Here is a 26,428-nt window from a genome sequence, read left to right on the forward strand (position 1 = left end):
CTCGGGAGGTCGGGACCTTCGTCCCGGCGCCGCTCGGGACCTTGGTCCTTTGGCCGGCGGGGACCTAGGTCCCGGCGACGACGAGGTGAGGGGCGGGCGCGGCGGGCGCGGGGTGGGCCAGTCCGTACAGGGCGAGTTCGGCGGCGATCAGGGCGGCCGGAGAGGAACCGTCCCCGGCGTGCGTCCGGGACAACACCTCTTGCTCCCTCACGGTGCGGGTGGTCGCGGCGGCCAGCGCGGCGTTCATCCGTCCGGCGCGGTCCGGCCGCACCCGCAACGTTCCGTCGGCCAGTCCGTCCAGCGCTTCCGCGTGGGCGGCCACCAGGTCCCCGGCGGTGAAGTCCAGCAACGGGACGTTGGTCCGGCGCTGGGCCGACAGGGCGGCGTGCACGGTGCGCGCGGGCCCGTGCGGGTCGATGACGACGGACACCGGCCGGTGACGCTGGACGAGCTCCAGCAGACGCGGGGCGATCCACCCGACTCCGCCCCGGTGTTCCACCACCTCGACGGCGGCCACCCCGGACGCCAGCCGCCCGGCGGAGACGATCACCCCGCCCGAGCGGTCGGCGGCCACCTCGACCGCGAACGACACCGGGGAGCGCGGCGCGAACTTCTCGATCGTCTGCGCGCGGTCCCACAGCGCCGGATTGATGGCGAACGTCGTGGACGTCGTCCAGTAATTTCCGTACGCGCGGGCGAACTCGGACACGCCCATGGCGGCGCGCGCCTGCTCCAGGGCGGACATGCTGATGGTGTGCCCGAGCGCCGGATGGTGGGCGGCGTACACGTCCAGGTCGTCCAGGTCGGCGGTGTCCTCGGGGATGCTCCACTCAAAGAACGCGGCCGGGGACGGCGCACCCGTGCGCAGCGCTTCCCGGCACTGGTCCACCAGGGAGCGCAGCCACCCCGAACGCGCCGTTCCGGCGGTCGAGACAAGCCAGATCTGCGCGGCCGGTTTGGTCGCCTGGGTGGGAACGATCGCCTGGGTGAGCGTGGCCCCCTGCTCCGTGGAGAACGCCCACACCTCGTCCACGCCGACGAGGTCGGTCGACTTGCCGTGCAACCCGTCCTCCGACGGGGCGAAGATGCGGAACTCACTGCCCGTACGCCACGACACCGACTCGCTTCCGTTCGTGCGCCGGATCGTCGCCAGCGGCGCTATCACGGAGCGGTCGACGCGCTTGGCGCACTCCATCCACACGTCCCGGGCATCGTTCCTCGTCTGGGCCGTGAGCCAGCACGAGGCATCCCGTACGGACAGGCAGCGGTGCGCGAACAGCGCGCGGAGCAGCGCGGTCTTGCCCGACTGGCGCGGCACGGTGACGAGGACGAGGCGATGCCGCAGCAACCCCGTGGCGGGGTCCACCTCCAGGGCGGTGTCCGCCACCTGGCGTTGCCACGGCATGAGCGGCGTCCCGAGTTGCTCGGCCACCTTGGCGACGGCGGGGCCGAACGTCGGGACCCCGGGGTTACGCGGCGTGCACCAACGTGGGGGTGGCGAGGCTTGCAAGGAACTCCCCCAGCGAATCGTCACCGGTACCGGCGGATTCCGGCGTGAGCTGCATGGCGTCCAGGACGTCCAGGACGCGCGGGAGGAGCTGGGCCACGGCGTACCGCTCCCCGGCGCTCACGGCCTCGTCCAGGGCCCGGCCAGCGACCCGGGCCAGCGCTTCCACACCGGCGAACCGGGGATCAGCCTTCCCGCCCTTGCGGGACGCGCGTACGGCCGCAGAGATGCCCTTCTCGGCGGCCCCGGGGCGGCGGGACCCCCGTGGCTTCCTGGCACCCGGGACCTTACGGGACGTCTTAGTAGTCGCCATGTCTCCCATTTTCGCAGGTCAGGCCCTATTGGGCGCGTTGAGCGGGTACCCCCCACCCCTTGGGCGGGGAGAGAGAACACTGGGCGCGGGGTGTCCGCGCGGGCGGCGTCGTCAGAAAACCGTGGCGGGTCGTTGGTCCCGGCGCGCGAAGGACCTTGGTCCCGGCGCCGGCGGGGCCGTAGGGCCCGGGACCTTGGTCCTTCACCAGTCGCGCGACGGTTCGGCCACCAGTCCGTCCCCCTTGGCCAGGTTGCACGGCGCGCACAGCGGTTGCAGGTTGTCGGGCCGGTCGTCTCCCCCGTGCTTGCGCGGCACGATGTGATCGGCGGTGGTCGCGGGCTCTCCACACGTGCGGCACAGCGGCTCAGCGGCCAGCACAGCGGCCCGCACCCGCCTCCACTCACTGGAGGACCCCCCATCCCCCAGCGCGCTCACGGGAGCCATATGCACCCCGCCCCCATCACCACCAGCATCCCGGCGAACACCAGCAGCGCAACGGCTATCGCGCGGTCAACTCTGCTCATGGGGCCAGCCACCTTTCCAGCGGGAACCGTCCGCCCCGTGTCGGGCGTCCAGGGGGTCAGGCTCAGGCACGGCGATACGCTCCCGCTGTGCGGCCACCAGGGGGCGCGGTGAGGCCATGCAGCGGCTCACCAGGGCGAACAGCAACGCCACCAGGGCGAAGTTCACCAACGACATCGAGACGACGGCGGCCACTGCTACGGGAGTCATGTCCCGATCTTGACCGGCCAGCGGCCGACACGCGCGCCGACATACGCCAGAGGGGCCCCGGGTGTGTCCGGGGCCCCTCTGGTCCTGCCTGGTGTTGCGTGCGTGCCTTGCGCCGTGCCCTGATCTGAACACGGCCCACCAGGGCGCGCTACTCGGCGTACTCCGGCAGGGTGGGCGCGGTGACGTAGCCCAGCAGCCCCGACGAGTCGAACAGCAGCCGTTCCCCGTCGTCCATGACGAAATCGTCCAGGTGGGCGGGACGCTGGCACGCGGTGCACTCCACCAGCACCCCGGCGGGGTCGGTGGTCTTGCGGTAGCGGCCCTCGTGGCAGCCGCCGCAGTACAGGGCGGTGATCATCAGGGGGCGGTTGATCTGCGGTGTCTCGGTCATCGTGGGACGTCCTTACGCTTCGGCTGCGGGGCGCAGCGGTTCGGCGGCGGGGCGGCGCAGCGGGATGATGTTCTGATCGTGGCGGGGGGTGATCAGGTCGTTCATCAGGTCGTTCATGGTGGTGCGGTGTTCGACGCTGGTCACGTGGTGGATGTAACCGCGCGTCGTCTCGATCTTCTTATGCCTCATCATCGTCTGCACCCAGACGATGTCCTGACGGCGCCGGTAGAGGTCGGTGGCGTAGAACGCGCGGAGCTTGTGGGCGGACGTCACGACGCCGTGTTTCAGGGTCCAGCCGCAGAACGCGAGGGAGGCTTTGTTGCCGTTCCAGTCGGCGTACGGGGCGATCGTCTCGTACGGCTCGAAGTTCGCGCGCAGGTAGTACGCGACGGCTTCCGGAACGGGCTGCCAGACGTCCGGGAGGTCCTGGCGGCCCTTGGAGTCCACGAGGCGCAGACTCCATTCCATGCCCTCGTGGCGGAGGTGGTGGGGGCTCACGCGGAGCGTTTCGGAGATGCGCAGACCGGCCCCGGACATGAGGAGCAGCATGGCGCGCATCGTGCGGGCCATGGCGGCGGTCTGGTCGTTCTCGGACTCGGCTTCCTGCTCCGCGCGGAACAGAAGCGTCTTCAGGTCCTCGCGGTGGATGGGGACGTGGCGCACGGAGTCAGAGCCGCGCGACTTCATGCCCTTGGTCGGGTCCTCCATGCCCTTCCACTTGGCGAAGGAGCGCACGGCGGTCATCAGGGCGGCGCGGTACGAGCGGGTGACGCCCTTCTTTCCCTGGGCACGGGAACGCGCCTGGGCGTCGGTGAAGAACTGCGTGACGTCCGATGCGGTGAGTTCGCGCGCGGGCTTGCCGGAGTGCTTGACGACGCGGTTCGCGCACCTCGTGTAGCCGTTCACGGTGTTCTGCGACATTCCGTCGGCGTCCAGGAACACGGCCCACGCCAAGAGGTCCGGGTCGTCCATGTTCATGGGCAGGCCGGTGCGGCGGCGCTCCCCAAGACCGTTGGCGCAGTAGGCAAGCCAGCCCTGGAGCGCCTTGGTGTAGTTCCGGATGGTGGTGGGGGCGGCGGTGCGTCCGGCGAAGTGCTGCCGGACGGCGTCCACGGGGAGGTCCGCCGGTTCGACCATGAGGCGTACGGACATGGCGTTGACGCACCGGGCCCACCCCTTCACAGCGTCTTCCCCGTGCCCGGCCTCCAGTCGGGCATTGATCCATCGCTGAATCGCGGGGTGACCCGTGACGTTCCTCTGAGCTGCCATTACCTGCCGTCCTCCATGATCTTCTTCGCACGCTGGGTGCAGTCCAGCGGCGGCGACCTGGAGTCGGAGACGCGCCACACTCGGAAGGGTCCACATGCCCTACGGGGTCACCCGTTGGTGTGGAGTCCTGAGTGGTAGTGCAGATAACGACGTGTACCAGTTCCATCATGTCGACCGGGCGACTCCCTTCGAGGAGATCTGGCAGGCCGTCGACGTGCTGGTGCAGCAGGGGAAGATCCTGTACGCCGGGTCGTCGAACTTCGCCGGGTGGCACATCGCGCGCGCCAACGAGACCGCGCGGCGGCTCGGCTCGTACGGGCTGGTGAGTGAACAGTGCCTCTACAACCTCGCCGAGCGGCGGGCCGAGATGGAGGTCATTCCGGCGGCCCAGGAGTACGGGCTCGGGGTCATCCCCTGGTCCCCGCTGAACGGCGGGCTGCTCGGCGGCGCGCTGCGCAAGGAGCGGGAGGGGGCCGGTTCGGGGCGCACCGCGTCCGGGCGGGCCGCCGACGAGCTGGCGAAGCCGGAGGTGCGGGCGAGGGTCCAGGCGTACGAGGACCTGCTCGACAAACACGGGATCGAGCCCGGCGAGGCGGCGCTCGCGTGGCTGCTGACGCGGCCGGGTGTGACGGGCCCCATCGTCGGCCCGCGCACCGCCGACCAGCTCGCGTCCGCGCTGCGGGCGGTCGAGCTGGAACTTTCGGCGGAACTGCTGGCCGGGCTGGACGAGGTCTTCCCGGGGCCGGGGGCGTCGCCGGAGGCGTTTGCCTGGTAGGCGGCGGGCGGTCAGTTCCCGAGGATGGAGGCCGCCGCGATGACGACGAACATGAGGACCAGGACGCCGGCCATGATCTGGTTGCGGATTTTGGGATTCACGTATCGAGCGTAACCGGCGGGGCGGGTGGGGCCGGTCACCGGTCACCGGTCACCGGTCAGGTCGAGGCTTGGGCGGCGGGGCCGCCCCCTCCCCCCTCTCCCTCGCCCCCTTGGGCGGCGGGGCTGCCCCCTTCCACCTCCCCAGCCCCCTCTGGGCGGCGGGGGCCGCCCCCACCCCCCCTCCCCGTCCCCTTGGGCGGCGGGGCCGCCCCCCGGGGGCGGGACGGGCGGGCAAGGGGACGGCCCGCCCGATCCGGGCCCACCCCGGTTCCGGCCCCTGCCCGCACCTTGTACGCCGGGTGCGCGCAGCCACAGGGCCCTCGGGGCGCCTCCCAGCACCGGGCACGTAAAGCCCCGGCCCGCTGGGCCAAGGAGGCCCCAGCCCCGCCCCTTCACCTAAAGCGCTCGCCGCGCGGCTGGGTGGGTGGCTGGTCGCGCAGTTCCCCGCGCCCCTGAAAGGGGCACGGTGGTGGGGCGGGCCCGTACGAGCAGGGCGCGCCCGCGCGGCGGTAGCCGCAAATGCGGCACAGCCCCGCGCCCCTAACGGGGCGACGCGTCGATCGCCGCGAGGAGCAGGTCCAGGGCGCGTTCGAAGGCCGAGTCGCGCATCAGGGGGAGGTGGGGGCGGGCCTCGTGGAGATGGGGGTACGTCTCGGCGGAGACCTCCGCGTAGACCGCGCCCCACGCCCCCTCGTCCCCCTCCCGCTGCTCCGGCCGCAGGCCCTGCACCGCCGCGTCCAGGGCCGCATGACCCAGCACCGTGTCGATGAACGCGTGGTAGTGGCGGACCGCGTCCCGGGGGCCGAAGCCCGCCGCGCGCAGCAGGCCCAGGCCCGTGTCGATGGCGCGCTGTTCGTTGGGGAGGCGGGTCACCCGGAAACCGCTCAACAGGGCTGCGCGCGGGTGGCGTTGGGCCGAGTGGTAGGCCCGTACGCCGAAGTCGCGGAGCGAGGCGCGCCAGTCCGTGGGGTCGGGGGTGAAGTCGGTCATCGTCTCGCCGATGAGGCGGTCGCCGAGCGCCAGGTGGAGGTCCTCCACGGAGCGGAAGTAGCGGTAGACCGCGCTCGGGTCGGCGCCGAGGGCCTGGCCCAGTTTGCGCATGGTGAGGGAGTCCGCGCCGTTCTCGTCGACGAGGGCGAGGGCCTTGTCGACGATCGCGTCGGAGGAGAGGACCGTCCCCGAACGGGTCGGCCGCCGCCGCTTCCGCTCGGCCGGCACCCGGGTCGCCCCACCGGCCACGTCACCGCTCGCCCCACGCGCCTCACCAGCCACCGGGCGCGCCCCGCCAGTCGCCCCACCGGCCACGTCACCGCTCGCCCCACGCGCCTCACCAGCCACCGGGCGCGCCCCGCCAGTCGCCCCACCGGCCACGTCACCCTCCCCGGCAACCACCCCACTCGCCCCGCCCGACATCCTCACCGTCACACCCCTCCCTCGCCGTACAGCCGTACAACCTGCCGCGCGCCAGTTAACCACCGCGTTACGTCAACACCATTGACATAACTCTGACGGCGGCTGTTTCATCGGCGCACACCACCCGACATCCCACCCATGACCCCGCAGGAGTGTGCGCCGTGCCCCCGAACACGCAGCAGCCACCGTCGCCGACGTCGCCGCCCGCCCTGCGCCGCTCCCTCGGCGTCAAGGACGGCATGGCCATCGCCGCCTCCAGCACCGCCGCCACCACGAGCATCGGCATCGGAATGGGGTCGCTCGCGGCCTACGCGGGGCGGCAGACGCCCGTGCTGCTGCTCATCGCGTTCCTGCCGATCGTGGGGATCGCCCTCGCCTACGCCCGGCTCAACCGCACCGAGCCGAACTGCGGCAGCGGCTACACCTGGGTGGGACGCACCATCGGGCCCTGGACCGGGTTCCTCACTGGGTGGGTCGTGCTCGTCGGCACCATGATCTTCATGGCGTACACCGGGGCCGTGACCGGGTCGGTCATCCTCCAGTTCCTCAACAAGCTGGGGATCGAGTCCGCCTTCGGCATCGCGCTCGACCCCACGTCCACCGGGGTCAGCACGGTCGTCGGGCTCGTCGCGCTCGTGGCCGTGACCATCACCGCGATCACGGGCGTACGCGGGGCCACCCGCCTCCAGCTCGGGCTGCTGATCTTCGAGTACGCCGTGCTGCTCGTGTTCTGCGCGTGGGCGATCGTCGTCGGCGACCAGCCGTTCTCCTTCTCCTGGCTGAACCCCTTCGAGATTTCGTCCGGGCAGTCCCTCGCCCAGGGGCTCGTGCTCGCCGTCTTCATCTTCTGGGGGTGGGACGCCGCCTTCAGCGTGAACGAGGAGAGCAAGGACCCGAAGGACGTCGCGCGCGGCGGGTTCATCGCGCTGTTCACGATGCTGGGGCTGTTCTTGTTCGCGTCGATCGCGTTCCAACGGGTCATGGACACCGGTCAGTTGGTGGAGAACGGGCCCGCCGCCCTCACCTTCCTCGGCTCGCACCTCGCCTCCGAGCCGTGGGCGTCCCTGCCTCTCGCCGCACTGATGTGCTCCGCCTTCGCCTCGCTCCAGTCGAGCGTCATCCCCACCGCTCGCGGCAACTTCGCGATGGGCCGCGACCGTACGCTCGGCAAGGTGTGGACCCGTATCCACCCGCGCTTCGGGACCCCGGCGGTCGGGACCCTGATCCTCATGGCCATCGCCGCCGGCATCGCCGTCCTCGCGGTCGGCATCCCCAAGCTCAACGACATGATCCTCACCGCCGTGAACTCCATCGGCCTGACGGTCTCCCTCTATTACGGGCTCACCGCGATCGCCTGCGCGGTCCGTTTCCGGGCCAACCTGCGGGCCGGGGCCCGCGAGGCGCTCGCCTCCGTCATCGTGCCGGCGGCGAGCGGGCTCGCGCTGTTCGGACTCGGGGGGTACCTCGCGTACACGTACGCCACGATGAGCGACCACTTCGAGGCCAGCCCGGACAACGGGTGGTTCATGCTGACCATCCCGGTGGTCGTGGTCGGGTCGGGCTTCGTCGCCGCCGCCGTCGCCAAGTGGGTACGGAAGTCCCCGTACTTCACCCCGGAGGGACGCGGCCGGGGCACCGACCCCGACAATGTCGTCCTCCCCATGGACCGGGCCGCCACCCCTCTCTGACCAAAGCCCCCGCCGATCTGTCCGCACCACCGCAAGGAGCACCCCCCATGCCCACCTTCGACCAGCCCGCCGACCTCGTCCTCACCGGCGGGACCGTGCACACCGTCGACGCCGCCCGCAGCCGTGCCACCTCCGTCGCCGTCCGGGGCGGGCGGATCGTCGCCGTCGGGCACGACGAGGTGCGGGACCTGATCGGACGGGGGACGCAGGTGGTCGACCTGGCGGGGAAGTTGCTGCTGCCGGGGTTCCAGGACGCCCATGTCCACCCCGTCGGCGGCGGCGTCGAGATGGGGCAGTGCGACCTGACGGGGGCGATCACGGCGGACGAGTACCGCGAGACCATTCGTGCGTACGCCGATGCCCACCCCGAAGCGGAGTGGATCACCGGCGGCGGCTGGTCCATGGAGGCCTTCCCCGGCGGGACGCCCGACCGGGCCTTCCTGGACGCGCTCGTGCCGGACCGCCCGGTTTATCTCGTCAACCGGGACCACCACGGCGGGTGGGCCAACTCCCGTGCGCTGGAGGTGTGTTCGGTGGACCGGGGCACCCCCGACCCCGCCGACGGCCGCCTGGAGCGCGACGCGGACGGTGTGCCGACCGGCATGCTCCAGGAGGGCGCGATGGGGCTGGTCGCCCGGCACGTCCCCGACCTCACCGACGCCCAGCTCCTGGCCGGACTCCTCCGCGCCCAGGCCCTCCTCCACTCCCACGGCATCACCGCCTGGCAGGACGCCCTCCTCGGCGACCACGCGGGCATGGCCGACCCGGCACGGGCGTACGCGAAGGCCGCCCGCGACGGGCTCCTCACGGCACGCGTGGTCGGCTCGCTGTGGTGGGACCGGGCGCGCGGCGAGGAGCAGATACCCGAACTCCTGGCCCGCCGCGCCGACTTGACGATCGGCGACCGGCTGCGCGCCTCCACCGTCAAGATCATGCAGGACGGCATCGCCGAGAACCACACGGCCGCCATGCTCGACCCCTACCTCACCGCCTGCGGCTGCGCCTCCGACAACTCCGGCATCTCCTTCATCGATCCCAAGTCCCTCTCCTCGTACGTCACTTCGCTCGACGCGGCGGGTTTCCAGGTGCACTTCCACGCGCTGGGCGACCGTGCGGTACGGGAGGCACTGGACGCGGTGGAGGCGGCCCGGGCCGCCAACGGCCACACCGACACCCGCCCCCACCTGGCCCACCTCCAGGTGGTCCACCCGAACGACGTCCCGCGCTTCCGCGCGCTGGGCGCGAGTGCGAACATCCAGGCCCTGTGGGCGGCCCACGAACCCCAGATGGACGAGCTGACCATCCCCTTCCTGGGCGCGGAACGCGCCGCCCACCAGTACCCCTTCGGCGACCTGCTGCGCGCCGGGGCCACCCTCTGCGCGGGCAGCGACTGGCCGGTCAGCAGCCCGGACCCGCTCGCCGCACTCCAGGTCGCGGTCACCCGCCGGGAGCCCGGCGCGGACGCGGACGTACCGGTTTTCCTCCCCGAGCAGCGGATCGACCTCGGGTCGGCGGTGGCCGCGTACACGGCGGGCAGCGCGTACGTGAACCACCTCGACGAGACGGGCTCCATCCGCCCCGGCCTGCTCGCCGACCTGACGGTCCTGGACCGCGACATCTTCGCGGCCCCGGCGGAGGAGATCGCGGAGGCGAGGGTGGTGGCGACGTACGTGGGCGGCGAGGCCGTCTACGGGTCGTAGGCACGGAGGTACCCAGGTACGCAGAAGGGCCCCGGCCCGGGGAAGGGCTGGGGCCCAGAAGGGCTGCGCTGGTTACGCCACCGCCACCAGCTCGCGCCGGCGCGCCCTCGCGCTCGGGACCAGCCGGAGGTGTTCGTGCCCCCGGCGCAGGTCCAGCTTCGGGCGCAGGCCGCCGACGCGGAGCAGCAGCGCACCGACTCCCAATGCGGCCACCGCCGAGATGACACCGCCCGCCGCGAAGCCGATCCGGGCTCCGTACGTGTCGGTGATCCAGCCGAGCAGGGGCGCCCCCAGCGGCGTACCGCCGGTGAAGACCATCATGAAGAGGGCCATGACGCGGCCCCGCATGGCCGGGTCGGTCGCCATCTGCACGCTCGAATTCGCCGTGACGTTGACCGTCAGGCCGAACATCCCGATCGGCACCATCAGCGCCGCGAACAGCCAGAAGGACGGCGCGAAGGCGGTCACCGCTTCGAGGACGCCGAAGAGGAGCGCCGCGCCCACCAGCAGCCGCAGCCGTGACGTACCGCGTCGGGCGGCCAGCAGCGCACCCGCGAGCGAGCCCGCCGCCATCAGCGTGTTGAGCAGGCCGTACGTTCCCGCGCCCTCGTGGAAGACGTCGTCCGTGAAGGCCGAGAGCCAGATCGGGAAGTTGAAGCCGAAGGTCCCGATGAAGCCGACCAGCACGATCGGCCAGATCAGCTCCGGGCGGCCCGCGACGTACCGCAGTCCCTCACGCAGCTGTCCCTTGCCGCGCGGGGTGCGCTCCACCTTGTGGAGTTCGGACGTACGCATCATCAGCAGACCGGCGATGGGGGCGAGGAAGGAGAGGCCGTTGAGGAGGAAGGCCACGCCACTGCCCACGGCGGTGATCAGCACGCCCGCCACCGCCGGGCCGACCAGTCGTGCCGACTGGAAGTTCGCGGAGTTCAGGCTGACGGCGTTGCGGATGTCGGCCGGGCCGACCATTTCGGCGACGAAGGTCTGCCGGGCCGGGTTGTCGACGACGGTGACCAGACCGCCGACGAAGGCCGTGGCGTACACGTGCCAGACCTCGACGTGCCCGGACAGGGTCAGCGCGGCCAGCGCGAGGCCGGTGAGGCCCATCGCGGACTGGGTGACCAGCAGCAGCGGCCGCTTGGGCAGCCGGTCGGCCAGGACCCCTCCGTACAGACCGAAGAGCAGCATCGGGAGGAACTGCAGGGCGATGGTGACGCCCACCGCGGAGGCGGACCCGGTGAGGGACAGCACCAGCCAGTCCTGGGCTATTCGCTGCATCCAGGTGCCGGTGTTGGAGATGACTTGCCCGCTTGCGAAGAGCCGGTAGTTCCGGTTCCTGAGCGAGCTGAACATGGACTGCTTGGGGGTGGTCGGTGCGGGGGCGGAGTCTGCTCCGGATCCCGTACTCAAAGTGGGTTCGCCTCCTCGACGGCGCGCGGGGTTGTTGTCGGCAGGGGCCCACCCTGAGCGGTTTCTACAGGTGGGCGAGTTTCTCCAGGACCGGGGCGGCAGCGCGCAGCTTCGCCCACTCGTCCTCGTCCAGACCGTCGGCGAGGTGGGACAGCCAGACGTTTCGCTTGCGGCGGCTCTCTTCGAGCATGGCCTCGGCGGTCTCGGTCTGGCTGACCACCTTCTGGCGGCGGTCCTCGGGGTGCGGCTCCAGCCGGACCAGTCCCTTGGCTTCGAGCAGCGCCACGATGCGGGTCATCGACGGCGGCTGCACGTGCTCCTTGCGGGCCAGCTCGCCCGGGGTGGCGCTGCCACAGCGGGCCAGGGTGCCGAGCACCGACATCTCGGTGGGGCTCAGCGATTCGTCTACACGCTGGTGCTTCAGACGCCTGCCCAGCAGCATGACTGCGGAGCGGAGGGCGTTCACGGCGGCGGCGTTGTCGCCGTGGGACAGGTCAGGCATGTTTGTTAGCGTAACTCATTACCCATGCTAAGGACCACCTGAATCACAGGGGTATACGCAGTGGTGGCGGATCTCACCACAGATGTCACCCGTACGGGTGAGCCTCAGCCGGAAAGTGACGTGCCCGGCCGCCCACCGGCCCGACCCTGGGGAAATGGATTCGTCAGTGCTCAGCCTGCGGATAGACGGCGATCTCCTCGACCGGCTCCGGGAACGTGCCGCAAAACGCGGAATGAGCGTCCAGGACTACGTGACCCGGACGCTCATTCGCGACGACTTCGACGAGCGCTTCAAGACGGCGGTCGACGAGACGGAGAAGTTCTACGGGCTGACGTGAGCCCGTAGACCTGAAGACGAGGCGCTTACGTCAGACCCAGCGCCGGCATCAGGTAGTAGAAGGCGAAGACCGCCGACACCGCGTACATCGCGATCGGCACCTCACGGCCGCGGCCCGCCGCGAGCCGCAGCACGCAGAAGGTCACGAAGCCGATGCCGATGCCGTTCGTGATCGAGTACGTGAACGGCATCATCAGCATGGTCAGGAACGCCGGGATCGCGATCGTGTAGTCGCTCCAGTCGATCGCCTTGACCGAGCCCGCCAGGATCATGAAGCCGACCGCCAGCAGCGCGGGGGTGGCCGCCTGCGACGGGACCATCGTGACGATCGGGGTCAGGAAGAGGCCGACCGCGAAGAGGCCGCCGGTGACCATGTTGGCGAGACCCGTGCGCGCGCCCTCGCCGACACCCGCCGTGGACTCCACGAAGCAGGTGGTCGCGGAGGAGGAGGTGCCGCCGCCCGCGGCGACCGCGAGGCCGTCGACCAGGAGGACCTTGTTGACACCCGGCAGGTTGCCCTGGGCGTCGGTCAGCTTGGCCTCGTCGCCGACCGCGAGGATCGTGCCCATCGCGTCGAAGAAGCAGGACAGGAGCACGGAGAAGACGAAGAGGGCGCCGGTGAGGATGCCGACCTTCTCGAAGCCGCCGAAGAGGCTGACCTTGCCGACCAGGCCGAAGTCCGGGAGCGCGACCGGGTTGCCCGGCCACTGCGGGGTGGTAAGGCCCCAGGCCTTCGGGTCCAGGCCCGCGACCGCGTGGATGATCATCGCGATGACGGTCATGACGACCATCGAGATCAGGATCGCGCCCGGCACCTTGCGGGTGAGCAGCGCCATCGTCAGCAGCACGCCGAGGATGAAGACCAGCACCGGCCAGCCGGTGAGGTGGCCGCCCGTGCCGAGCTGGAGCGGGACGGTGGTGTGCGCGGCGTCCGGCATGCGGGTCACGAAGCCGGAGTCGACCAGGCCGATCAGCATGATGAACAGGCCGATGCCGATCGCGATGCCCTTGCGCAGGCCCAGCGGTACGGCGTTCATGACGCGCTCGCGCAGCCCGGTGGCGACCATCAGCATGACGATGACACCGGCGAGGACGACCATGCCCATCGCGTCCGGCCAGCTCATCTGCGGGGCGAGCTGGAGGGCGACGACGGTGTTGACGCCGAGACCGGCGGCGAGCGCGATCGGCACGTTGCCGATGACGCCCATCAGGAGGGTGGAGAGGGCCGCGGTCAGGACGGTCGCGGTGACCAGCTGACCGTTGTCGAGCTGGTGCCCGTACATGTCCTTGGCGCTGCCGAGGATGATCGGGTTCAGCACGATGATGTACGCCATCGCGAAGAAGGTGGCGAGACCGCCGCGCAGTTCGCGGCCGACGGTCGAACCCCGCTCGGTGATCTTGAAGAACCGGTCGAGCCCGTTGACCGGCCCCGTCGGCTGCGCCTGGGACGGCTCGGGGGCGGGCGGCTGCTCGGCGGCATCCACCGGGGAGCTGGCGGGGGACATGCGTGACCTCACGGGGAGACAGGAGCGGGGCGAAATTCGGCCTGACTTGGAGGTTTAAACGAACGGAACAAGTCAAACCAAGACAGATTCAGTATGAATGCATAAGGCGAAGATCGGTATCTCCGCGCGTAGACCCTTGGGCCGACTGGCCCGACAGGCGTCCCGTGCCCCCCTCACGAGTGCCGCCTACACTGACCCGCATGGCGAAGTGGACAGCGAAGCACGAGGCACCCGAGCCCCTGGAGGGGCCCGTCGTCGGCACCATCGTCGGCGGCACGATCATCTGGTTCGTGATCTTCCTCGCCCAGGCCGCGTTCTACGGCTGGTTCGCCGACCGCGGCCTGACCTGGTGGTACTGGACCCCGCTGGCCGGCGGCGGCCTCGGCCTCATCGGCATCTGGTACGTGCGCGGACGCGACGCGGCACTCAAGCGCTTCGCCGCGGAGAAGGCGGCCCGGGAGGCGGCGGAGGGCGAGGGCGGGACGCCGGGGGCGGTCACTCCGTAACGGAGGACGCAGGGCGCGGTCGCTCCGTAACGACGGGGCACGGTCGCTCCGTATCCGGTCCGGAGGCTGCCGAACATCGGTCGTGAGTCGTCCCGTAACCGACCGAAGTCGACCGTTGTGTACGACTCCCGGTCGCCCCGCATCGTCCCCCGGGCGGATCTTGCCTCCCGGTGGCCCTGAAATTCGGGCACTCGACGGGTGAACCCGAACATCCGGCCGTACCGTCGGTGCCATGACGCACATTGACGCGGGCTCGGAGCTGGACCCCGTACACCCGGTGAAACCACCCGCATCCGAAGGGGCCCTCGCCGTGCGCGCGACCGGCCTCAGCTCCGCCGAAGTGGCGGAACGGATCGCGCGGGGCAAGGTCAACGACGTACCGGTGCGGAGCTCGCGCTCCACGGCCGAGATCGTCCGGGGCAACGTCTTCACCCGCTTCAACGCGATCATCGGCGTGCTGTGGATCATCATGCTGTTCGTCGCGCCGATCCAGGACAGCCTCTTCGGCTTCGTGATCATCGCGAACACCGGCATCGGCATCATCCAGGAGCTGCGCGCCAAGAAGACCCTCGACGGCCTCGCGGTCATCGGCGAGGCGAAGCCCACGGTGCGCCGTGACGGCGTGGCCGCCGAGATCTCGACCTCGGAGATCGTCCTCGGCGACGTCATCGAGCTGGGTCCTGGCGACAAGGTGGTGGTCGACGGCGAGGTCGCCGAGGCCGACAGCCTCGAAGTCGACGAGTCGCTGCTGACCGGTGAGGCCGACCCGGTCCTCAAGAAGCCGGGCGACGTGATGATGTCCGGCTCGTTCGTGGTCGCGGGCGGCGGCGCGTTCACCGCGACGAAGGTCGGCCGCGAGGCGTACGCGGCGCAGCTCGCCGAGGAGGCGTCCCGCTTCACCCTCGTCCACTCCGAGCTGCGTACGGGCATCTCCACGATCCTCAAGTACGTGACGTGGATGATGATCCCGACGGCGATCGGCCTGATCATCAGCCAGATGGTCGCGAAGGACAACGACTTCAAGAACTCGGTCGCGCGGACCGTCGGCGGCATCGTCCCGATGATCCCCGAGGGTCTGGTGCTCCTGACCTCGGTGGCCTTCGCGATCGGTGTCATCCGGCTCGGCCGCAAGCAGTGCCTGGTGCAGGAGCTCCCGGCCATCGAGGGCCTGGCGCGTGTCGACGTGGTCTGCCTCGACAAGACCGGCACCCTCACCGAGGGCGGCATGGACGTCACCGAGCTGCGCCCGCTGGGCGGGGCGGACGAGTCGTACGTACGACAGGTGCTCGGCGCCCTCGGCGAGTCCGACCCGCGCCCCAACGCGAGCCTCCAGGCCATCAAGGACAAGTACCCGGACGACGCCGAGTGGCGGGTCCTGGAGTCCCTCCCCTTCTCCTCCGCGCGCAAGTACAGCGGGGCGTCCTTCAGCGACGGCACGGGCGAGAACTCGACGTGGCTGCTGGGTGCGCCGGACGTGCTGCTGCCTTCCGGGGACCCGGCCCTCGCGGAGATCGACGAGCTGAACGCCCAGGGCCTGCGGGTCCTGCTCCTCGCCCGTGCGGCGGGCGAGCTGGACGACCCGCAGGTCGGCGCGGGCGCCACGGCGACCGCCCTGATCGTCCTGGAGCAGCGGCTGCGCCCCGACGCGGGCGACACCCTCGCCTACTTCGCCGACCAGAACGTCCAGGCCAAGGTCATCTCCGGCGACAACGCCGTGTCCGTCGGCGCGGTGGCCGGGAAGCTCGGCCTGCCGGGCGCGGAGAACACCGTCGACGCCCGCACCCTCCCCACCGACCAGGCCGAGATGGCGAAGGTCCTGGAGGCCAACGCGGTGTTCGGCCGCGTCACCCCGCAGCAGAAGCGGGACATGGTCGCCGCCCTCCAGTCGAAGGGGCACACGGTCGCCATGACGGGCGACGGGGTCAACGACGTGCTGGCGCTGAAGGACGCCGACATCGGCGTCTCGATGGGCTCCGGTTCGGAGGCCACGCGCGCCGTCGCGCAGATCGTGCTCCTGAACAACAGCTTCGCGACCCTGCCGTCGGTGGTGGCCGAGGGGCGTCGGGTCATCGGCAACATCACGCGGGTCGCGACCCTGTTCCTGACGAAGACCGTCTACTCGGTGCTGCTGGCGATCCTGGTCGTCTGCTCGCAGGTCGACTACCCCTTCCTCCCCCGCCACCTGACGCTGCTGTCGACCCTGACGATCGGCGTCCCCGCCTTCTTCCTGGCCCTCGCCCCCAACAAGGAGCGGGCGAAGCCGCACTTCGTGAAGCGGGTCATGCGGTACGCGATCCCGAGCGGCGTGATCGCCGCCGTCGCCACCTTCACGACCTACCTGATCGCCCGGCACCACTACACCGGCCCGGACGCCCTCGCGGCCGAGACGAGCGCGGCGACGCTGGCCCTGTTCCTCGTGTCGATGTGGGTGCTGGCGATCATCGCCCGGCCGTACACGTGGTGGCGCATCGCGCTGGTGGCGGCGATGGGGCTGGGCTTCCTGATCGTGCTGGTCGTGCCGTGGCTCCAGAACTTCTTCGCGCTGAAGCTGATCGGGACGACGATGCCGTGGACGGCGGTCGGGATCGCGGCGGTGGCGGCGGGGCTGCTGGAGCTGGCGTGGAGGTGGGTCGGGAAGAAGTGGGACGCGTAGCCCCGTAGGGGGGCGGGAGGGTTCCGTGCGGGTGGGCGGGGGCTGGTCGCGCAGTTCCCCGCGCCCCTGGATGCCTGCCCTTCGGGCGGCATCATTCAGCCCGTCCGGCGTTTGAGGACGCGCGGGCGCAGCCCGTGCAGGGGGCAAGGGGCGCAGCCCCATCAGGAACAGCAACCCCATCCCCCCGGCACGAGGGCTAGTCGAACCACCGGTTGCGCGCCAGTTCCGCCGTGCGGGAAGGATCCTCCAGCAGCGCCGCCACCTCGAAGCGGCGCGGCCACTGGGCAGCGGCCCAGGAGAGCCCCGCCGCCACCCCCTCCAGGGTGGCCGCGTGGATGACCCCGTCCGGCGTCCGCCGCCAGTCCAGTTCGACGCCCCCCGCGAGGAGCTCGTCGTGCTCGTAGTAGGTCGCGGGGGTGGCGGAGCCGAGGAGTTCCCGCACCTCGGCAGGGACCTCGTGCAGGGTCCCGGCGGACGTCACCTCCGCCGGCACCGTCTCGCTCAGGCGACGGACCTGAAGCAGCTCCGCCAGCGCCGCCGCCCGCGCCGGGGCGACCGGGAGGAGGGGCAGCTCCCCGGTCAGCGGAAGCAGGTCGGGGGCGTCGGCGATGACGGCCTCACCGGCGTCCACGACCTCCACCCTCCCGTCCGTCACCACGCACAAGTCCTCCGGAATGGTGACCTGTTCGGGGTCGAGCTCCGCCAACGCCGTGTACAGGGCGTGGAGCTGGGACGGCGTGACGTCGCTCTCCGGATCGGTCATCCGGCCCAGCAGTTCCGCCGCGCCCCCCGGCTCGGCGAGGAGCGACGCCAGGCTGGTCCGTACGCCCAGAGCCCGTAGCACCTGCTCGTCGTCGAAGCCGGTGGCGTCCGCCTCGTCGTACAGGCCCTCGAGGAGCGCGTCCCCGCCCGCCGCGAGCAGACCGGCCGGGCGGCGGCCGTCCAGGACGGGGTGGTCGCGCAGCCACCACGCCGTGTACGGGCGTACGGACCGGGTCGTCCCGTCCGGCAGGAGCACCCGCACCTGCTGGGTGAGCGCGTCCCGCAGCGGCGGCTGCGCGAGCAGGGCCAGCGCCTGCGGCCACTTGTCGTCGTCGACCAGGTCCAGGTCGCGGACCGCCACGATCTCCGTCGCCACCGGCGGCAGCGGCGTGTCCGGGAGCTGGTCGAGCACGTCCTCGCACCACACGTCGACCGCGTCGAGGAGCCCGGCGTCGTCCGGCTCGGCGAAGTCGGTGTCCCGGGGCTCGAACTCGTCCGGGTCGAGGACCACGTCAGTGGCCCGTACGAGGGCGAAGGTGGCCAGGACGCCGACGGCGGCCAGCACCTCCTCGCCCCACCTCTCGGTCAACTCCTGGTCACAGAGCGCTAGTTCGTCCTCGCGCATGACGGAGGCGAAGGCGCTGCCGGGGACGACCAGCTCGCCCGCCGGGGAGAGTTCGCCGTCCTCGTCGGGGAGGGCGAGCGCCCCGAGCCAGGGCTCGTCACCGGGGGCCAGGTCCGCATCCCGTACGAGACCGAGCACCGTGTCGGCCAGCTCCTCCGCGTCGAGCGCGTCCTCGTCCCACACGTCGGAGCCGTCGAGGGAGGCGGCAACCGCCGCACGCACCTGGGGAGTTGTGAGCACCGCGCGCGGGGTCGCCGGGAGCGCGCCCAGCTTTTCGAGGAGGGGGTGGGCGGCGTCCGCGTGGGCGACGCGCAGGCCGAGGCGGGCGAGGTTCTGCGGGGCGGTGGCGTCCGGGAGCGGGAGGAGGACCTGGCGGGGGCCGATCGCGGTGCGGCCGCCCGCGAGGGGGACCGGGAGTCCGGCGAGGCGGTCCGGGTCGACGCCCGCCAGGGACTCGTACAGCCGGTGCCACCAGCCGGGTGCGCGCTCGGCGCCCGCGATGCGCTCAATGGCGTCGCCGAGGGGGAGCCGGCCGACGCCCAACGTGCGCAATTCCGCGCGGCGTTCGAGCCCGGCGGGCAGAAGGGTGGGCAGGACCTCGGAGAGGACCCGTACGGTCTCCTCCCCCGCCCCCTCCACGACCTCCGCCTCGAAGGGGCGCAGCGCGGGCTGCTCCTCGGTCGGGTGGGCGGGCAGCAGGAACGCGACACGGGGCAGCAGGGCGACGACCGCGGCCCGCAGCGCGCCGTCGAGGACGCCCTTGCCGAGGGGGCCGGGGGTGAGGTCGAGGGTGCCGGTGGACACCGGCTCCCAGTCCCGGAGGAGTCCGGCGTACGCGTCCGCTGCACGCTCGACCAGGAAGTCGGTGAGAGGGCCGGGGGCGGGGTGGCGGCGGGTCGGGTCGAGGGGGAAGCTCGCGATGAGCAGGGCGGGGACGCCCAGCGGCTCGTCGGTGGGCGTCGGCGCATGGACGACGCGGGCGGTACGGGGCGGGACGGGCGCTCCGTCGCCGTCGACGGGGACGGCCCAGGTCAGCGACCAGTGGGGGCGCAGGCGCTCCTCGACGGGGCGGTCGGCGAGGAGGGCGGGGGCGAGGGGGCCGGAGGCGGTGGTGGTGCGCCAGCGGGTGGTGGTGGCGGGCTGGGTGCTGGGGGTGCCGGGCTGTGTGCCGGGGGCACTCGACGTCGTGTCCGTGATGTGGACGTACGCCCCGTGGGTCGACCGGGTCAGGGTGCGGGTCGTCTCCGGGGTCTCGACCACGACCTCCGTCAGGCCCGGGAGGGTGAGGAGGAGGGCGTCGTCGATCGCGGCCACGAGGTGTTCGACGAGGGAGAGGGCGGCCGGGTCACGGAGGGGCAGGACGACGACCGTGTCGTAGCCGTCCGGGGCGGTGCCCTCGGCGGGCAGCGGGAGGCGCAGGAGGGGTACGTGGCCGTCGCGGCGGCGGAGTTCGTCGGCGAGGCCGGGGCTGCCCAGGGCCGCCTCCTCGGCCATGCCGCGTGCCTCCGCGAGGGACCAGCGGACGCCGCCGTGGCGGCCCAGCACGGCGGGCTCGTCGCTCACCGCGAGTACGGCTGCGAAGCCCACGCCGAAGCGGCCCACGGCGGTGTCGCTGTCCTCCCGCTTGGCGGAGGCGCGCAGCGTGCTGAGGGACTCGGCGCCGGCGGCGTCCAGCGGGGCGCCCGTGTTCGCGGCGGCGAGGAGGGCGGGGCTGTCGGCGGTGGCGGGGTGCAGGGTGAGGCGGAGCTTTCCGGGGACGCCCGCGCGGCCGGCCGCGTCGGCGGCGTTCTGGGCGAGCTCCACGACGAGGCGGTCGCGGTAGCCGCCGAGGGCGAGGTCCTCCTCGGCGTTGGCGTCCTCGCGGAAGCGGGCGGGGGTGGCGGTCCAGGCGTCGAGGACACCGCGGCGCAGGCGGGCAGTGCTGAACGGGTCGCCGGGGGTGGAGTCTTCGGCCCCGGGGGTGTCCGTCTGCTGAACGCTCACGGTGGTGCTCCTCTGGTGGGGTGGGGGCTGCGGCGTGCAACGTATCGCGGCGTGGACCTTTGCCTCTGCCCGGTGGGGGCGGGGGCAGTCCTCTTGTGCCGGGGTCCCCCGCACCCTGCACGTCTCCTGCACGGGACCGGGTGCGGGGATCTGCCCGGGCCCGGCTTCCCCGTGCCGGGTGCGGGGGCGCCCCTTCAGGGGCGCGGGGCCGTTTCGATGTGCGGCTCCGCCGCGTGGGCGCGCCCTTCCCGTGCCGGGAGCTGGGCGCCCCTTCAGGGGCGCGGGGCCGTTTCGATGTGCGGCTCCGCCGCGTGGGCGCGCCCTTCCCGTGCCGGGGGCTGGGCGCCCCTTCAGGGGCGCGGGGCCGTTTCGATGTGNCCCCTTCAGGGGCGCGGGGAACTGCGCGACCAGCCACCCACTCACCCGCACGGAACCGGTCCCATGCCCCTGCGGGTTTAGGTGAAGGGGCGGGGCTGGGGACCCTCTGCCCAGGCAGCCGGGGGCTGCACCCACTCGGTACCGGGCGGGCCCGGAGCCCTGGGACCGCCTCCCGGCACCGGGTAGGCGAAGCACCGCCCCGCCGGGGCAAGGAGGCCCCAGCCCCGCCCCTTTCCCTAAAGCGCTCGCCGCGCGGCGATGGACGGGTTCCGTGCGGGAGCGTCGTGGTTGCTCGCGCAGTTCCCCGCGCCCCTGAAAGGGGCACGCCCGGTATCGCCCCGAGAGGATCAGGAGTGGCCCAAGTCCTCCGACGCCGGGTCCTGGGTCGTCGGGACCGACCCGCCCTCCGGGTCCGGCCGGAGGGGGAAGGCGTCGACCGCCATCGAGTCCAGGACCGGCACCGGCTGCTTCCCGGGCTTCGGGACGACCGCCTCCGAGTGCCCTCCGCAGCCGTACGAGAGGGAGACGACATGACCGTCCGCCGGGCCGAATTCGTTGGCGCAGATGCCGAAGGCCTGGCCGAGCGAGCCCGAGACGGGGATCAGGAAGGCACAGGAGACGCAGGCCGCCGGGGCCGCCTGGGCCATCGGGGTCTTCGCCCCGTACTCCTCGTCCCAGCGGTCCGCGGCCAGATGGAGGCCGTAGCGGGAGAGGACCCGGGCGCGGCGCATGCCGAGCTCTTCGGCGACCGAGGTGATGGAGCCCCGGACCGGCGGAACCGCGGTCGTGGCCAGTTCGGCGTCCTCGGCCTCGACGAGGGATTCCATTTCCTCCGAGAGCAGGGAATTGGGCGGGGGTGCGTCCTCGCCCGTCCAGCCCGGCTCCAGGCGGAGGTCTTCGGCCTCGGTGGGGAGCAGGTCGCCGGGGCCCATGTCGCCGGGGCGCAGCCGCTCGCTCCACGGCACCCATTCGGGGGCCTGGAGGGAGTCGGGCCCCGGGAGCAACACCGTCTCGTCGATGGTCACGAACTTCGCGCGGGAGGCACGAGCGACAGTGACCGCCCAGCGCCAGCCCCGGTAGCCCGGTTCCTTGGCCTCGAAGAGGTGGGTGACCACCCGGTCGCCCTCGGAGAAGAGAGAAACGTGCTCGCCCACCACCCCGGGGAAGGCCGCCTCCTCGGCGGCCTCGCGTGCGAGGTCGACCGCTTCTGCGCACAGACGGTCGGGGGTACGGCTTCTCGTCGTCGCAGCACTCACAGGTTTCGCTTCTCTCCTACGCCGTATCACGGGTGCGCCTGCCGAGGAGCGATGTAGACGGATGTCGGATGTACGAGCCGCGGGCGGAGCGGACCAAGGGGCCGCGTCGACGTCCGCGCCCGGTCCTGTCCTGTCTACGTGTCTCGGGCACACCTTCCGCGAACCATTCTGCGGGATCGCTGAGAGGCGCGCGGCCGAGGACAACCGCCGGTGGCGCGCTACGCACGCTACCCCCTCCGCCGCCCCCATCCCACCTGCACGTCCGAATCCCGGTTCGGGTCGTGTGGGGTCGGCGCGTCGTTGGGGCACTATGACGTGGTGACCGGTACCCGTACGTCGTCACGCAGTTCCGCCCCAACTGGGCCGCTCCGCAAGGCGGGCCGGGCGGTGGGGCATGCCCTCCACCTGCCGTTCACGGGTACGGCGAAGGGCATCCGGCGGGCCACGCACGCGAACGGCGCGGGTGAGTCCGGGCTCGGCAAACTCATCGAGCTGCACGCCGTGAACGGCGCAGGCGACGTATTGATCACAATTGCGCTTGCCTCGACTGTTTTCTTTTCGGTGCCGACGGATGAGGCGCGGGGGCGGGTGGCCCTCTACCTCGCGATCACCATGGCGCCGTTCACTCTTCTCGCCCCCGTCATCGGGCCGCTGCTGGACCGTCTGCCGCACGGGCGCAGGGCCGCGATGGCCGGTGCGATGCTCGCGCGGGCGGTGCTGGCGCTCGCCATGTCGGGGGCGGTGGCGACCGGCGGCATCGAGCTGTATCCGGCCGCGCTGGGTGTGCTGGTGGCGTCCAAGGCGTACGGAGTCGTACGCAGTGCGGTGGTGCCGAGACTGCTGCCGCCGCGGTTCTCGCTGGTCAAGGCGAACTCGCGGGTGACGCTGGCGGGGCTGCTCGCCACCGGGGCGGCTGCTCCGATCGGGGCGGGGTTGCAGCGGATCGGCCCCGCGTGGCCGCTGTACGGGGCTTTTCTCGTCTTCGTCGCGGGGACTTTTCTGGCTTTCTCCATGCCGGGGAAGGTGGACTCCGCGAAGGGCGAGCGGCGGGCCCATCTGGCGTCCGAGCACGTCGGCGAGGCGCAGACGAAGACCGGGCTGCGGGATGTCGGGCCGTCCGTGGTGCACGCCCTGCAGGCGAATGCCGCCCTGCGGGCGCTCTCCGGGTTCCTGATCTTCTTCCTCGCCTTCCTGCTGCGGCAGCATCCCCTCGCCGGGCAGAGCGCGGCCGTCTCGCTCGGGATCGTCGGCGTCGCGGCGGGGCTCGGGAACGCGGTCGGCACGGCGGTCGGGGCCTGGCTGAAGTCCCGCGCCCCGGAGCTGATCATCGCGACCGTGCTCGGGGTCGCCCTCGCCGTCTCCGTCCTGACCTCCGTCTTCTTCAGCGGGTTCCTGGTGGCCGCGCTGGGCGCGGTGGCCGGGCTGTGCCAGGCGCTCGGCAAGCTCTCGCTGGACGCGCTGATCCAGCGGGACGTGCCCGAGGGCGTCCGGAATTCCGCCTTCGCCCGTTCGGAGACCCTGCTCCAGGTGGCCTGGGTGGTGGGCGGGGCCATCGGCATCGCGCTGCCGCTGGTGGCCTGGCTGGGCATGGGGGTGGGTGCGGCGCTGGTCGCCCTGGGCGCCCTGGTCTCCGTGCGGGGCCTGATGCGGGCCGCCCGCTCGAAGGGCCGTACGGCACTCAAATAATCCCGAGTACGGCGCTCGAGCAGTCCCGAGTACGGCGCCCAAGCAGCCCATACCGGGGCGGGACACCCCGGAAGGCCCCCGGCGTGGCCCAGCAGTGCCGGAGCGATAGCCTTCGCGCATGACCGTTGCGTTGTTCACGGGCAAGGCCCGCCGTACCACTGCCGCCCTCGGCGTTGCCGCTGCCGGGCTGCTCGTCCTCTCCGCCTGCGACAAGCCGACGCCCCGCGCCACCGTCACGGTCGGCACGAGCTCGGTCAACGCCGAGGCCGGCTGCTACGACGCCGACAAGGGCATCGCCGAGAAGGACATGAAGGCCTGCCTGAACAAGAAGCCGGCGGAGACCGTCAAGCTCTCCCTGGAGGACACCCTCCGCCTGGGCGTCGACCCCGAGGTCGCCGAGAACGGCTGGTCCCTGTTCCTCAACGGCGAGCAGGCCGAGCGCGAGCCGTACAAGAAGACGTACCGCACCCTCCCCGGCTCGGCCTTCTTCGGCCCCCGCCAGGACGGCTCGCCGGCCCCCAAGCAGGTCGTGCTGAGCATCGTGGAGACCGGCAGCAACAAGCTCATCGGCTCCTGGAACTTCAAGCTGGAGAAGGCTGCCTGAGTCCGGTGGACATCCTCGTCGTGACCGCGGTCCCCGCCGAGCGGGACGCGGTCACGCGTGCGTATGAGGGGTACGACGTCGTGGCCGGCGGCGTCGGGCCCGCCGCCGCGGCCGCCTCCACCGCCCGCGCGCTGGCCACCGGCTCGTACGGTCTGGTGATCTCGGCCGGGATCGGCGGCGGCTTCCCGGGCCGGGCCCCCCTCGCCTCCGTGGTCGTCGCGGACGTCATCGTCGCCGCCGACCTGGGCGCGGAGACCGCCGAGGGGTACGTGCCCGTCACCGGTCTCGGGTTCGGGACCGTGGAACACCTGCCTCCGGCCGATCTCGTACGAGTGACGAGTGAGGCCGCCGGAGCCGCCACCGGCACCGTCCTCACCGTCTCCACCGTCACCGGCACCGCCGCCCGCGCCGCCGAGCTGAGCGCGCGGCATCCGCGGGCCGCCGTCGAGGCGATGGAGGGCTTCGGGGTGGCGGAGGCCGCCGCCCTGTTCGGGCTGCCGGTGCTGGAGATCCGCGCCGTGTCCAACGCGGTGGGGCCGCGCGACCGGGACGCCTGGCGGATCGGGGACGCGCTCGGTGCGCTGAGCGACGCCTTCGGGAAGATCGCACCCGTACTCAAGGGTTGGACACCACATGACTGACAAGCCGCTGAACATAGCCTTCTCGCCCTGCCCCAACGACACCTTCGTCTTCGACGCCTGGGCGCACGGCCGTGTCCCCGGGGCCCCGGCGCTGGACGTCACCTTCGCGGACATCGACATCACGAACGGCATGGCCGAGCGCGGCGAGTTCGACGTGCTGAAGGTGTCGTACGCGGTGCTGCCGTGGGTCCTGGAGGAGTACGCGCTGCTGCCGTGCGGCGGGGCGCTCGGGCGGGGCTGCGGGCCGCTGGTGCTCACCCGCGGGGCCGGGGTCGACCTCACCGGGAAGACCGTGGCCGTGCCGAGCGAGCGCTCGACGGCGTACCTGCTGTTCCGGCTGTGGGCGGCCGACGTGGTGCCCGGCGGGGTCGGCGAGGTCGTCGTCATGCCGTTCGACCAGATCATGCCCGCCGTGCGGGACGGGAAGGTGGACGCGGGACTCGTCATTCACGAAGCCCGCTTCACGTACCAGAACTACGGTCTGCACAAGCTGGCCGACATGGGCGAGCACTGGGAGGCCACCACCGGGCTGCCCATCCCGCTCGGCGCGATCATCGCCAAGCGCTCGCTGGGCGAGGAGCGGCTGCGGGAGCTGGCACAGGCCGCCAGGGCGTCCGTGCAGATGGCGTGGAAGGACCCCGAGGCGTCGCGTCCGTACGTCTCGGAGCACGCCCAGGAGATGGACCCGGCCGTCGCCGACCAGCACATCGCGCTGTACGTGAACGAGTTCAGCGCCGACCTCGGCGAGGACGGGTACGCGGCCGTGCGCGGGCTGCTGGAACGCGCGGCGGCCGAAGGGCTCGTTCCGCCCCTCGGCCGCGATGCGCTGAGTTTCCCCGCCTGATCAGGCGTTATACGTCGAGCTGGTCCGCCACCGCGCGCAGCAGGCCCGCGATCTTCTTGCCCGCGGCCTTGTCGGGGTAGCGGCCCCGCTCCAGGGACGGGGTGATGTTCTCCAGGAGGGTGGTGAGGTCCTGGACGATGGAGGCCAGCTCGTCGGGCTTGCGGCGCTGGGCGGCGGCCACCGAGGGGGTCGGGTCCAGGACCGTCACCGACAGGGCCTGGTCACCGCGCTGGCCTGCGACGACACCGAATTCGACGCGCTGTCCGGGCTTGAGGCTCTCGACACCGGCCGGGAGCACCGAGGAGTGGACGAAAACGTCGCCGCCGTCGTCGCGGGAGAGGAAGCCGAAGCCCTTCTCGCTGTTGAACCACTTGACCTTGCCGGTAGGCACCGTCTGTCCTCGTCCTCGTACTCGTCGGGTCCGGACAAGCCGCGAAAACGGGTCCGGATAGCACTACAGCGGGTCTCCAGTGACCCGCCACTCATTAGGCTAATGGTCTGCTCGCCGCTGACAAGAGTCGCCGGGGGCTCCCCCGGGCCCGGTCGGGCCCCGGGCCGACTCCCAGGGCTTGGGAACTACCCTTGCCGGGTGAGCAACGAAACCCGTACGACAGAGTCCGCGGAGTCCACGGCCGGCGATCGGCTGGTTCGCATCGGTGCGATCGTCTTCTTCGTGGGCGCGATCGCGACGCTGGTGACGGTGGCGCCGCTGTTCCTGGGCACCGAGCCCTTCCCGTCGATCGCGTACGCGGTCTGCATGCTGATGGGCGTCGGCTTCGTGATCGCGGCGGCCGGTGTGCTGACGTCGATCGCGGCGCAGCGCAGGGCCGCGCGGGGCTGAGTCTCCC

23 protein-coding genes and 1 pseudogene are annotated in these 26,428 nt (G+C 71.8%); 11 read left to right on the forward strand and 13 right to left on the reverse strand.

Annotation, left to right across the window (positions count from 1 at the left end; translation table 11 throughout):
- Window positions 1–64: 64 nt before the first annotated feature.
- From IE269_RS24785 to IE269_RS24810, 6 genes are all read right to left on the reverse strand, one after another.
- On the reverse strand, window positions 65–1,432 hold the full coding sequence (locus IE269_RS24785; protein ID WP_189825330.1) for a terminase large subunit domain-containing protein: 1,368 nt from the start codon (window positions 1,430–1,432) through the stop codon (window positions 65–67).
- Between the two features lie 37 nt (window positions 1,433–1,469).
- The gene (locus IE269_RS24790; protein ID WP_189825331.1) at window positions 1,470–1,820 is read right to left on the reverse strand and encodes a hypothetical protein; all 351 of its coding nucleotides are present in this window, start codon (window positions 1,818–1,820) and stop codon (window positions 1,470–1,472) included.
- 201 nt (window positions 1,821–2,021) lie between these two features.
- Complete coding sequence (locus IE269_RS24795) at window positions 2,022–2,198, reverse strand: HNH endonuclease (protein WP_229898188.1); 177 nt, start codon at window positions 2,196–2,198, stop codon at window positions 2,022–2,024.
- Between the two features lie 132 nt (window positions 2,199–2,330).
- A complete protein-coding gene (locus IE269_RS24800; protein WP_189825333.1) occupies window positions 2,331–2,552 on the reverse strand; it encodes a hypothetical protein in 222 nt (73 codons plus the stop codon).
- A gap of 148 nt (window positions 2,553–2,700) precedes the next feature.
- Window positions 2,701–2,943 carry a hypothetical protein gene (locus IE269_RS24805; RefSeq protein WP_189825334.1) on the reverse strand — a complete coding sequence of 81 codons (243 nt, stop codon included), beginning with the start codon at window positions 2,941–2,943 and terminating at the stop codon, window positions 2,701–2,703.
- Between the two features lie 12 nt (window positions 2,944–2,955).
- A complete protein-coding gene (locus tag IE269_RS24810) occupies window positions 2,956–4,095 on the reverse strand; it encodes a tyrosine-type recombinase/integrase (protein WP_189825335.1) in 1,140 nt (379 codons plus the stop codon).
- Window positions 4,096–4,360: 265 nt separating this feature from the next.
- Between IE269_RS24810 and IE269_RS24815 the strand changes: the two are divergent.
- Window positions 4,361–4,987, forward strand: a pseudogene (locus IE269_RS24815) (aldo/keto reductase); the annotation flags it as partial.
- Between the two features lie 641 nt (window positions 4,988–5,628).
- On the opposite strand, the gene IE269_RS24820 reads toward IE269_RS24815, so the two are convergent.
- Complete coding sequence (locus tag IE269_RS24820) at window positions 5,629–6,360, reverse strand: TetR/AcrR family transcriptional regulator (RefSeq protein ID WP_229898189.1); 732 nt, start codon at window positions 6,358–6,360, stop codon at window positions 5,629–5,631.
- 380 nt (window positions 6,361–6,740) lie between these two features.
- Here IE269_RS24820 and IE269_RS24825 point away from each other — a divergent pair, with 380 nt between their 5' ends.
- The gene (locus IE269_RS24825; RefSeq protein ID WP_189825408.1) at window positions 6,741–8,189 is read left to right on the forward strand and encodes an APC family permease; all 1,449 of its coding nucleotides are present in this window, start codon (window positions 6,741–6,743) and stop codon (window positions 8,187–8,189) included.
- 47 nt (window positions 8,190–8,236) lie between these two features.
- Window positions 8,237–9,889: an amidohydrolase gene (locus tag IE269_RS24830; RefSeq protein WP_189825337.1), complete on the forward strand. Its 1,653-nt coding sequence runs from the start codon at window positions 8,237–8,239 to the stop codon at window positions 9,887–9,889.
- 72 nt (window positions 9,890–9,961) lie between these two features.
- On the opposite strand, the gene IE269_RS24835 is transcribed toward IE269_RS24830, so the two are convergent.
- A complete protein-coding gene (locus IE269_RS24835) occupies window positions 9,962–11,299 on the reverse strand; it encodes an MFS transporter (RefSeq protein WP_189825338.1) in 1,338 nt (445 codons plus the stop codon).
- Window positions 11,300–11,363: 64 nt separating this feature from the next.
- Complete coding sequence (locus IE269_RS24840) at window positions 11,364–11,801, reverse strand: MarR family winged helix-turn-helix transcriptional regulator (protein ID WP_189825339.1); 438 nt, start codon at window positions 11,799–11,801, stop codon at window positions 11,364–11,366.
- A 154-nt stretch (window positions 11,802–11,955) separates the two neighbouring features.
- Here IE269_RS24840 and IE269_RS24845 point away from each other — a divergent pair, with 154 nt between their 5' ends.
- Window positions 11,956–12,138, forward strand: a complete 183-nt coding sequence (locus tag IE269_RS24845) for a ribbon-helix-helix protein, CopG family (protein ID WP_189825340.1) — start codon at window positions 11,956–11,958, stop codon at window positions 12,136–12,138.
- A gap of 25 nt (window positions 12,139–12,163) precedes the next feature.
- Here the strand turns inward: IE269_RS24845 and IE269_RS24850 are convergent, their stop codons facing one another.
- Entirely contained in the window at window positions 12,164–13,642 is a 1,479-nt protein-coding gene (locus IE269_RS24850; protein ID WP_189825341.1) for an NCS2 family permease, read from the reverse strand.
- 200 nt (window positions 13,643–13,842) lie between these two features.
- Here IE269_RS24850 and IE269_RS24855 point away from each other — a divergent pair, with 200 nt between their 5' ends.
- Both IE269_RS24855 and IE269_RS24860 read left to right on the forward strand, forming a co-directional pair.
- Window positions 13,843–14,148, forward strand: a complete 306-nt coding sequence (locus IE269_RS24855) for a DUF2530 domain-containing protein (RefSeq protein WP_189825342.1) — start codon at window positions 13,843–13,845, stop codon at window positions 14,146–14,148.
- Window positions 14,149–14,380: 232 nt separating this feature from the next.
- Window positions 14,381–16,801: a cation-translocating P-type ATPase gene (locus IE269_RS24860; RefSeq protein ID WP_189825343.1), complete on the forward strand. Its 2,421-nt coding sequence runs from the start codon at window positions 14,381–14,383 to the stop codon at window positions 16,799–16,801.
- Between the two features lie 196 nt (window positions 16,802–16,997).
- Here the strand turns inward: IE269_RS24860 and IE269_RS24865 are convergent, their stop codons facing one another.
- Together IE269_RS24865 and IE269_RS24870 are read right to left on the reverse strand one after the other, a co-directional pair.
- Window positions 16,998–20,171 carry a sacsin N-terminal ATP-binding-like domain-containing protein gene (locus IE269_RS24865; RefSeq protein ID WP_189825344.1) on the reverse strand — a complete coding sequence of 1,058 codons (3,174 nt, stop codon included), beginning with the start codon at window positions 20,169–20,171 and terminating at the stop codon, window positions 16,998–17,000.
- A 725-nt stretch (window positions 20,172–20,896) separates the two neighbouring features.
- Window positions 20,897–21,805 (reverse strand): DUF3027 domain-containing protein, encoded by a 909-nt coding sequence (locus tag IE269_RS24870; RefSeq protein WP_189825345.1) that lies wholly within the window; start codon window positions 21,803–21,805, stop codon window positions 20,897–20,899.
- Window positions 21,806–22,105: 300 nt separating this feature from the next.
- Here IE269_RS24870 and IE269_RS24875 point away from each other — a divergent pair, with 300 nt between their 5' ends.
- From IE269_RS24875 to IE269_RS24890, 4 genes are all read left to right on the forward strand, one after another.
- Complete coding sequence (locus tag IE269_RS24875; protein WP_189825346.1) at window positions 22,106–23,491, forward strand: MFS transporter; 1,386 nt, start codon at window positions 22,106–22,108, stop codon at window positions 23,489–23,491.
- Between the two features lie 118 nt (window positions 23,492–23,609).
- Window positions 23,610–24,095 (forward strand): DUF2771 domain-containing protein, encoded by a 486-nt coding sequence (locus tag IE269_RS24880; protein ID WP_189825347.1) that lies wholly within the window; start codon window positions 23,610–23,612, stop codon window positions 24,093–24,095.
- Window positions 24,096–24,100: 5 nt separating this feature from the next.
- Window positions 24,101–24,736, forward strand: coding sequence for a futalosine hydrolase (locus IE269_RS24885; protein WP_189825348.1), 636 nt, complete (start codon window positions 24,101–24,103; stop codon window positions 24,734–24,736).
- Entirely contained in the window at window positions 24,729–25,580 is an 852-nt protein-coding gene (locus IE269_RS24890) for a 1,4-dihydroxy-6-naphtoate synthase (RefSeq protein ID WP_189825349.1), read from the forward strand. Before IE269_RS24885 ends, IE269_RS24890 begins: the two co-directional genes overlap by 8 nt.
- Before the next feature lie 7 nt (window positions 25,581–25,587).
- On the opposite strand, the gene IE269_RS24895 is transcribed toward IE269_RS24890, so the two are convergent.
- Window positions 25,588–25,971, reverse strand: a complete 384-nt coding sequence (locus tag IE269_RS24895) for a cold-shock protein (RefSeq protein WP_189825350.1) — start codon at window positions 25,969–25,971, stop codon at window positions 25,588–25,590.
- A 198-nt stretch (window positions 25,972–26,169) separates the two neighbouring features.
- On the opposite strand from IE269_RS24895, the gene IE269_RS24900 reads away from it, so the two are divergent.
- Complete coding sequence (locus IE269_RS24900) at window positions 26,170–26,421, forward strand: hypothetical protein (RefSeq protein ID WP_189825351.1); 252 nt, start codon at window positions 26,170–26,172, stop codon at window positions 26,419–26,421.
- The last annotated feature ends 7 nt before the right edge of the window (window positions 26,422–26,428 follow it).

Origin of the sequence: Streptomyces spiroverticillatus (assembly GCA_014650415.1) — a bacterium.
In the GTDB taxonomy this organism is placed as follows: domain Bacteria; phylum Actinomycetota; class Actinomycetes; order Streptomycetales; family Streptomycetaceae; genus Streptomyces; species Streptomyces spiroverticillatus.

Bases quoted from the DNA above. Each gene is read 5' to 3' on its own strand.
- IE269_RS24890 (WP_189825349.1), top strand. From the start codon at position 24,729: ATGACTGACAAGCCGCTGAACATAGCCTTCTCGCCCTGCCCCAACGAC.
- IE269_RS24805 (WP_189825334.1), bottom strand. From the start codon at position 2,943: ATGACCGAGACACCGCAGATCAACCGCCCCCTGATGATCACCGCCCTG.
- IE269_RS24830 (WP_189825337.1), top strand. From the start codon at position 8,237: ATGCCCACCTTCGACCAGCCCGCCGACCTCGTCCTCACCGGCGGGACC.
- IE269_RS24825 (WP_189825408.1), top strand. From the start codon at position 6,741: ATGGCCATCGCCGCCTCCAGCACCGCCGCCACCACGAGCATCGGCATC.
- IE269_RS24845 (WP_189825340.1), top strand. From the start codon at position 11,956: ATGGATTCGTCAGTGCTCAGCCTGCGGATAGACGGCGATCTCCTCGAC.
- IE269_RS24850 (WP_189825341.1), bottom strand. From the start codon at position 13,642: ATGTCCCCCGCCAGCTCCCCGGTGGATGCCGCCGAGCAGCCGCCCGCC.
- IE269_RS24840 (WP_189825339.1), bottom strand. From the start codon at position 11,801: ATGCCTGACCTGTCCCACGGCGACAACGCCGCCGCCGTGAACGCCCTC.
- IE269_RS24860 (WP_189825343.1), top strand. From the start codon at position 14,381: ATGACGCACATTGACGCGGGCTCGGAGCTGGACCCCGTACACCCGGTG.
- IE269_RS24790 (WP_189825331.1), bottom strand. From the start codon at position 1,820: ATGGCGACTACTAAGACGTCCCGTAAGGTCCCGGGTGCCAGGAAGCCA.
- IE269_RS24800 (WP_189825333.1), bottom strand. From the start codon at position 2,552: ATGACTCCCGTAGCAGTGGCCGCCGTCGTCTCGATGTCGTTGGTGAAC.
- IE269_RS24810 (WP_189825335.1), bottom strand. From the start codon at position 4,095: ATGTCCGTACGCCTCATGGTCGAACCGGCGGACCTCCCCGTGGACGCC.
- IE269_RS24855 (WP_189825342.1), top strand. From the start codon at position 13,843: ATGGCGAAGTGGACAGCGAAGCACGAGGCACCCGAGCCCCTGGAGGGG.
- IE269_RS24880 (WP_189825347.1), top strand. From the start codon at position 23,610: ATGACCGTTGCGTTGTTCACGGGCAAGGCCCGCCGTACCACTGCCGCC.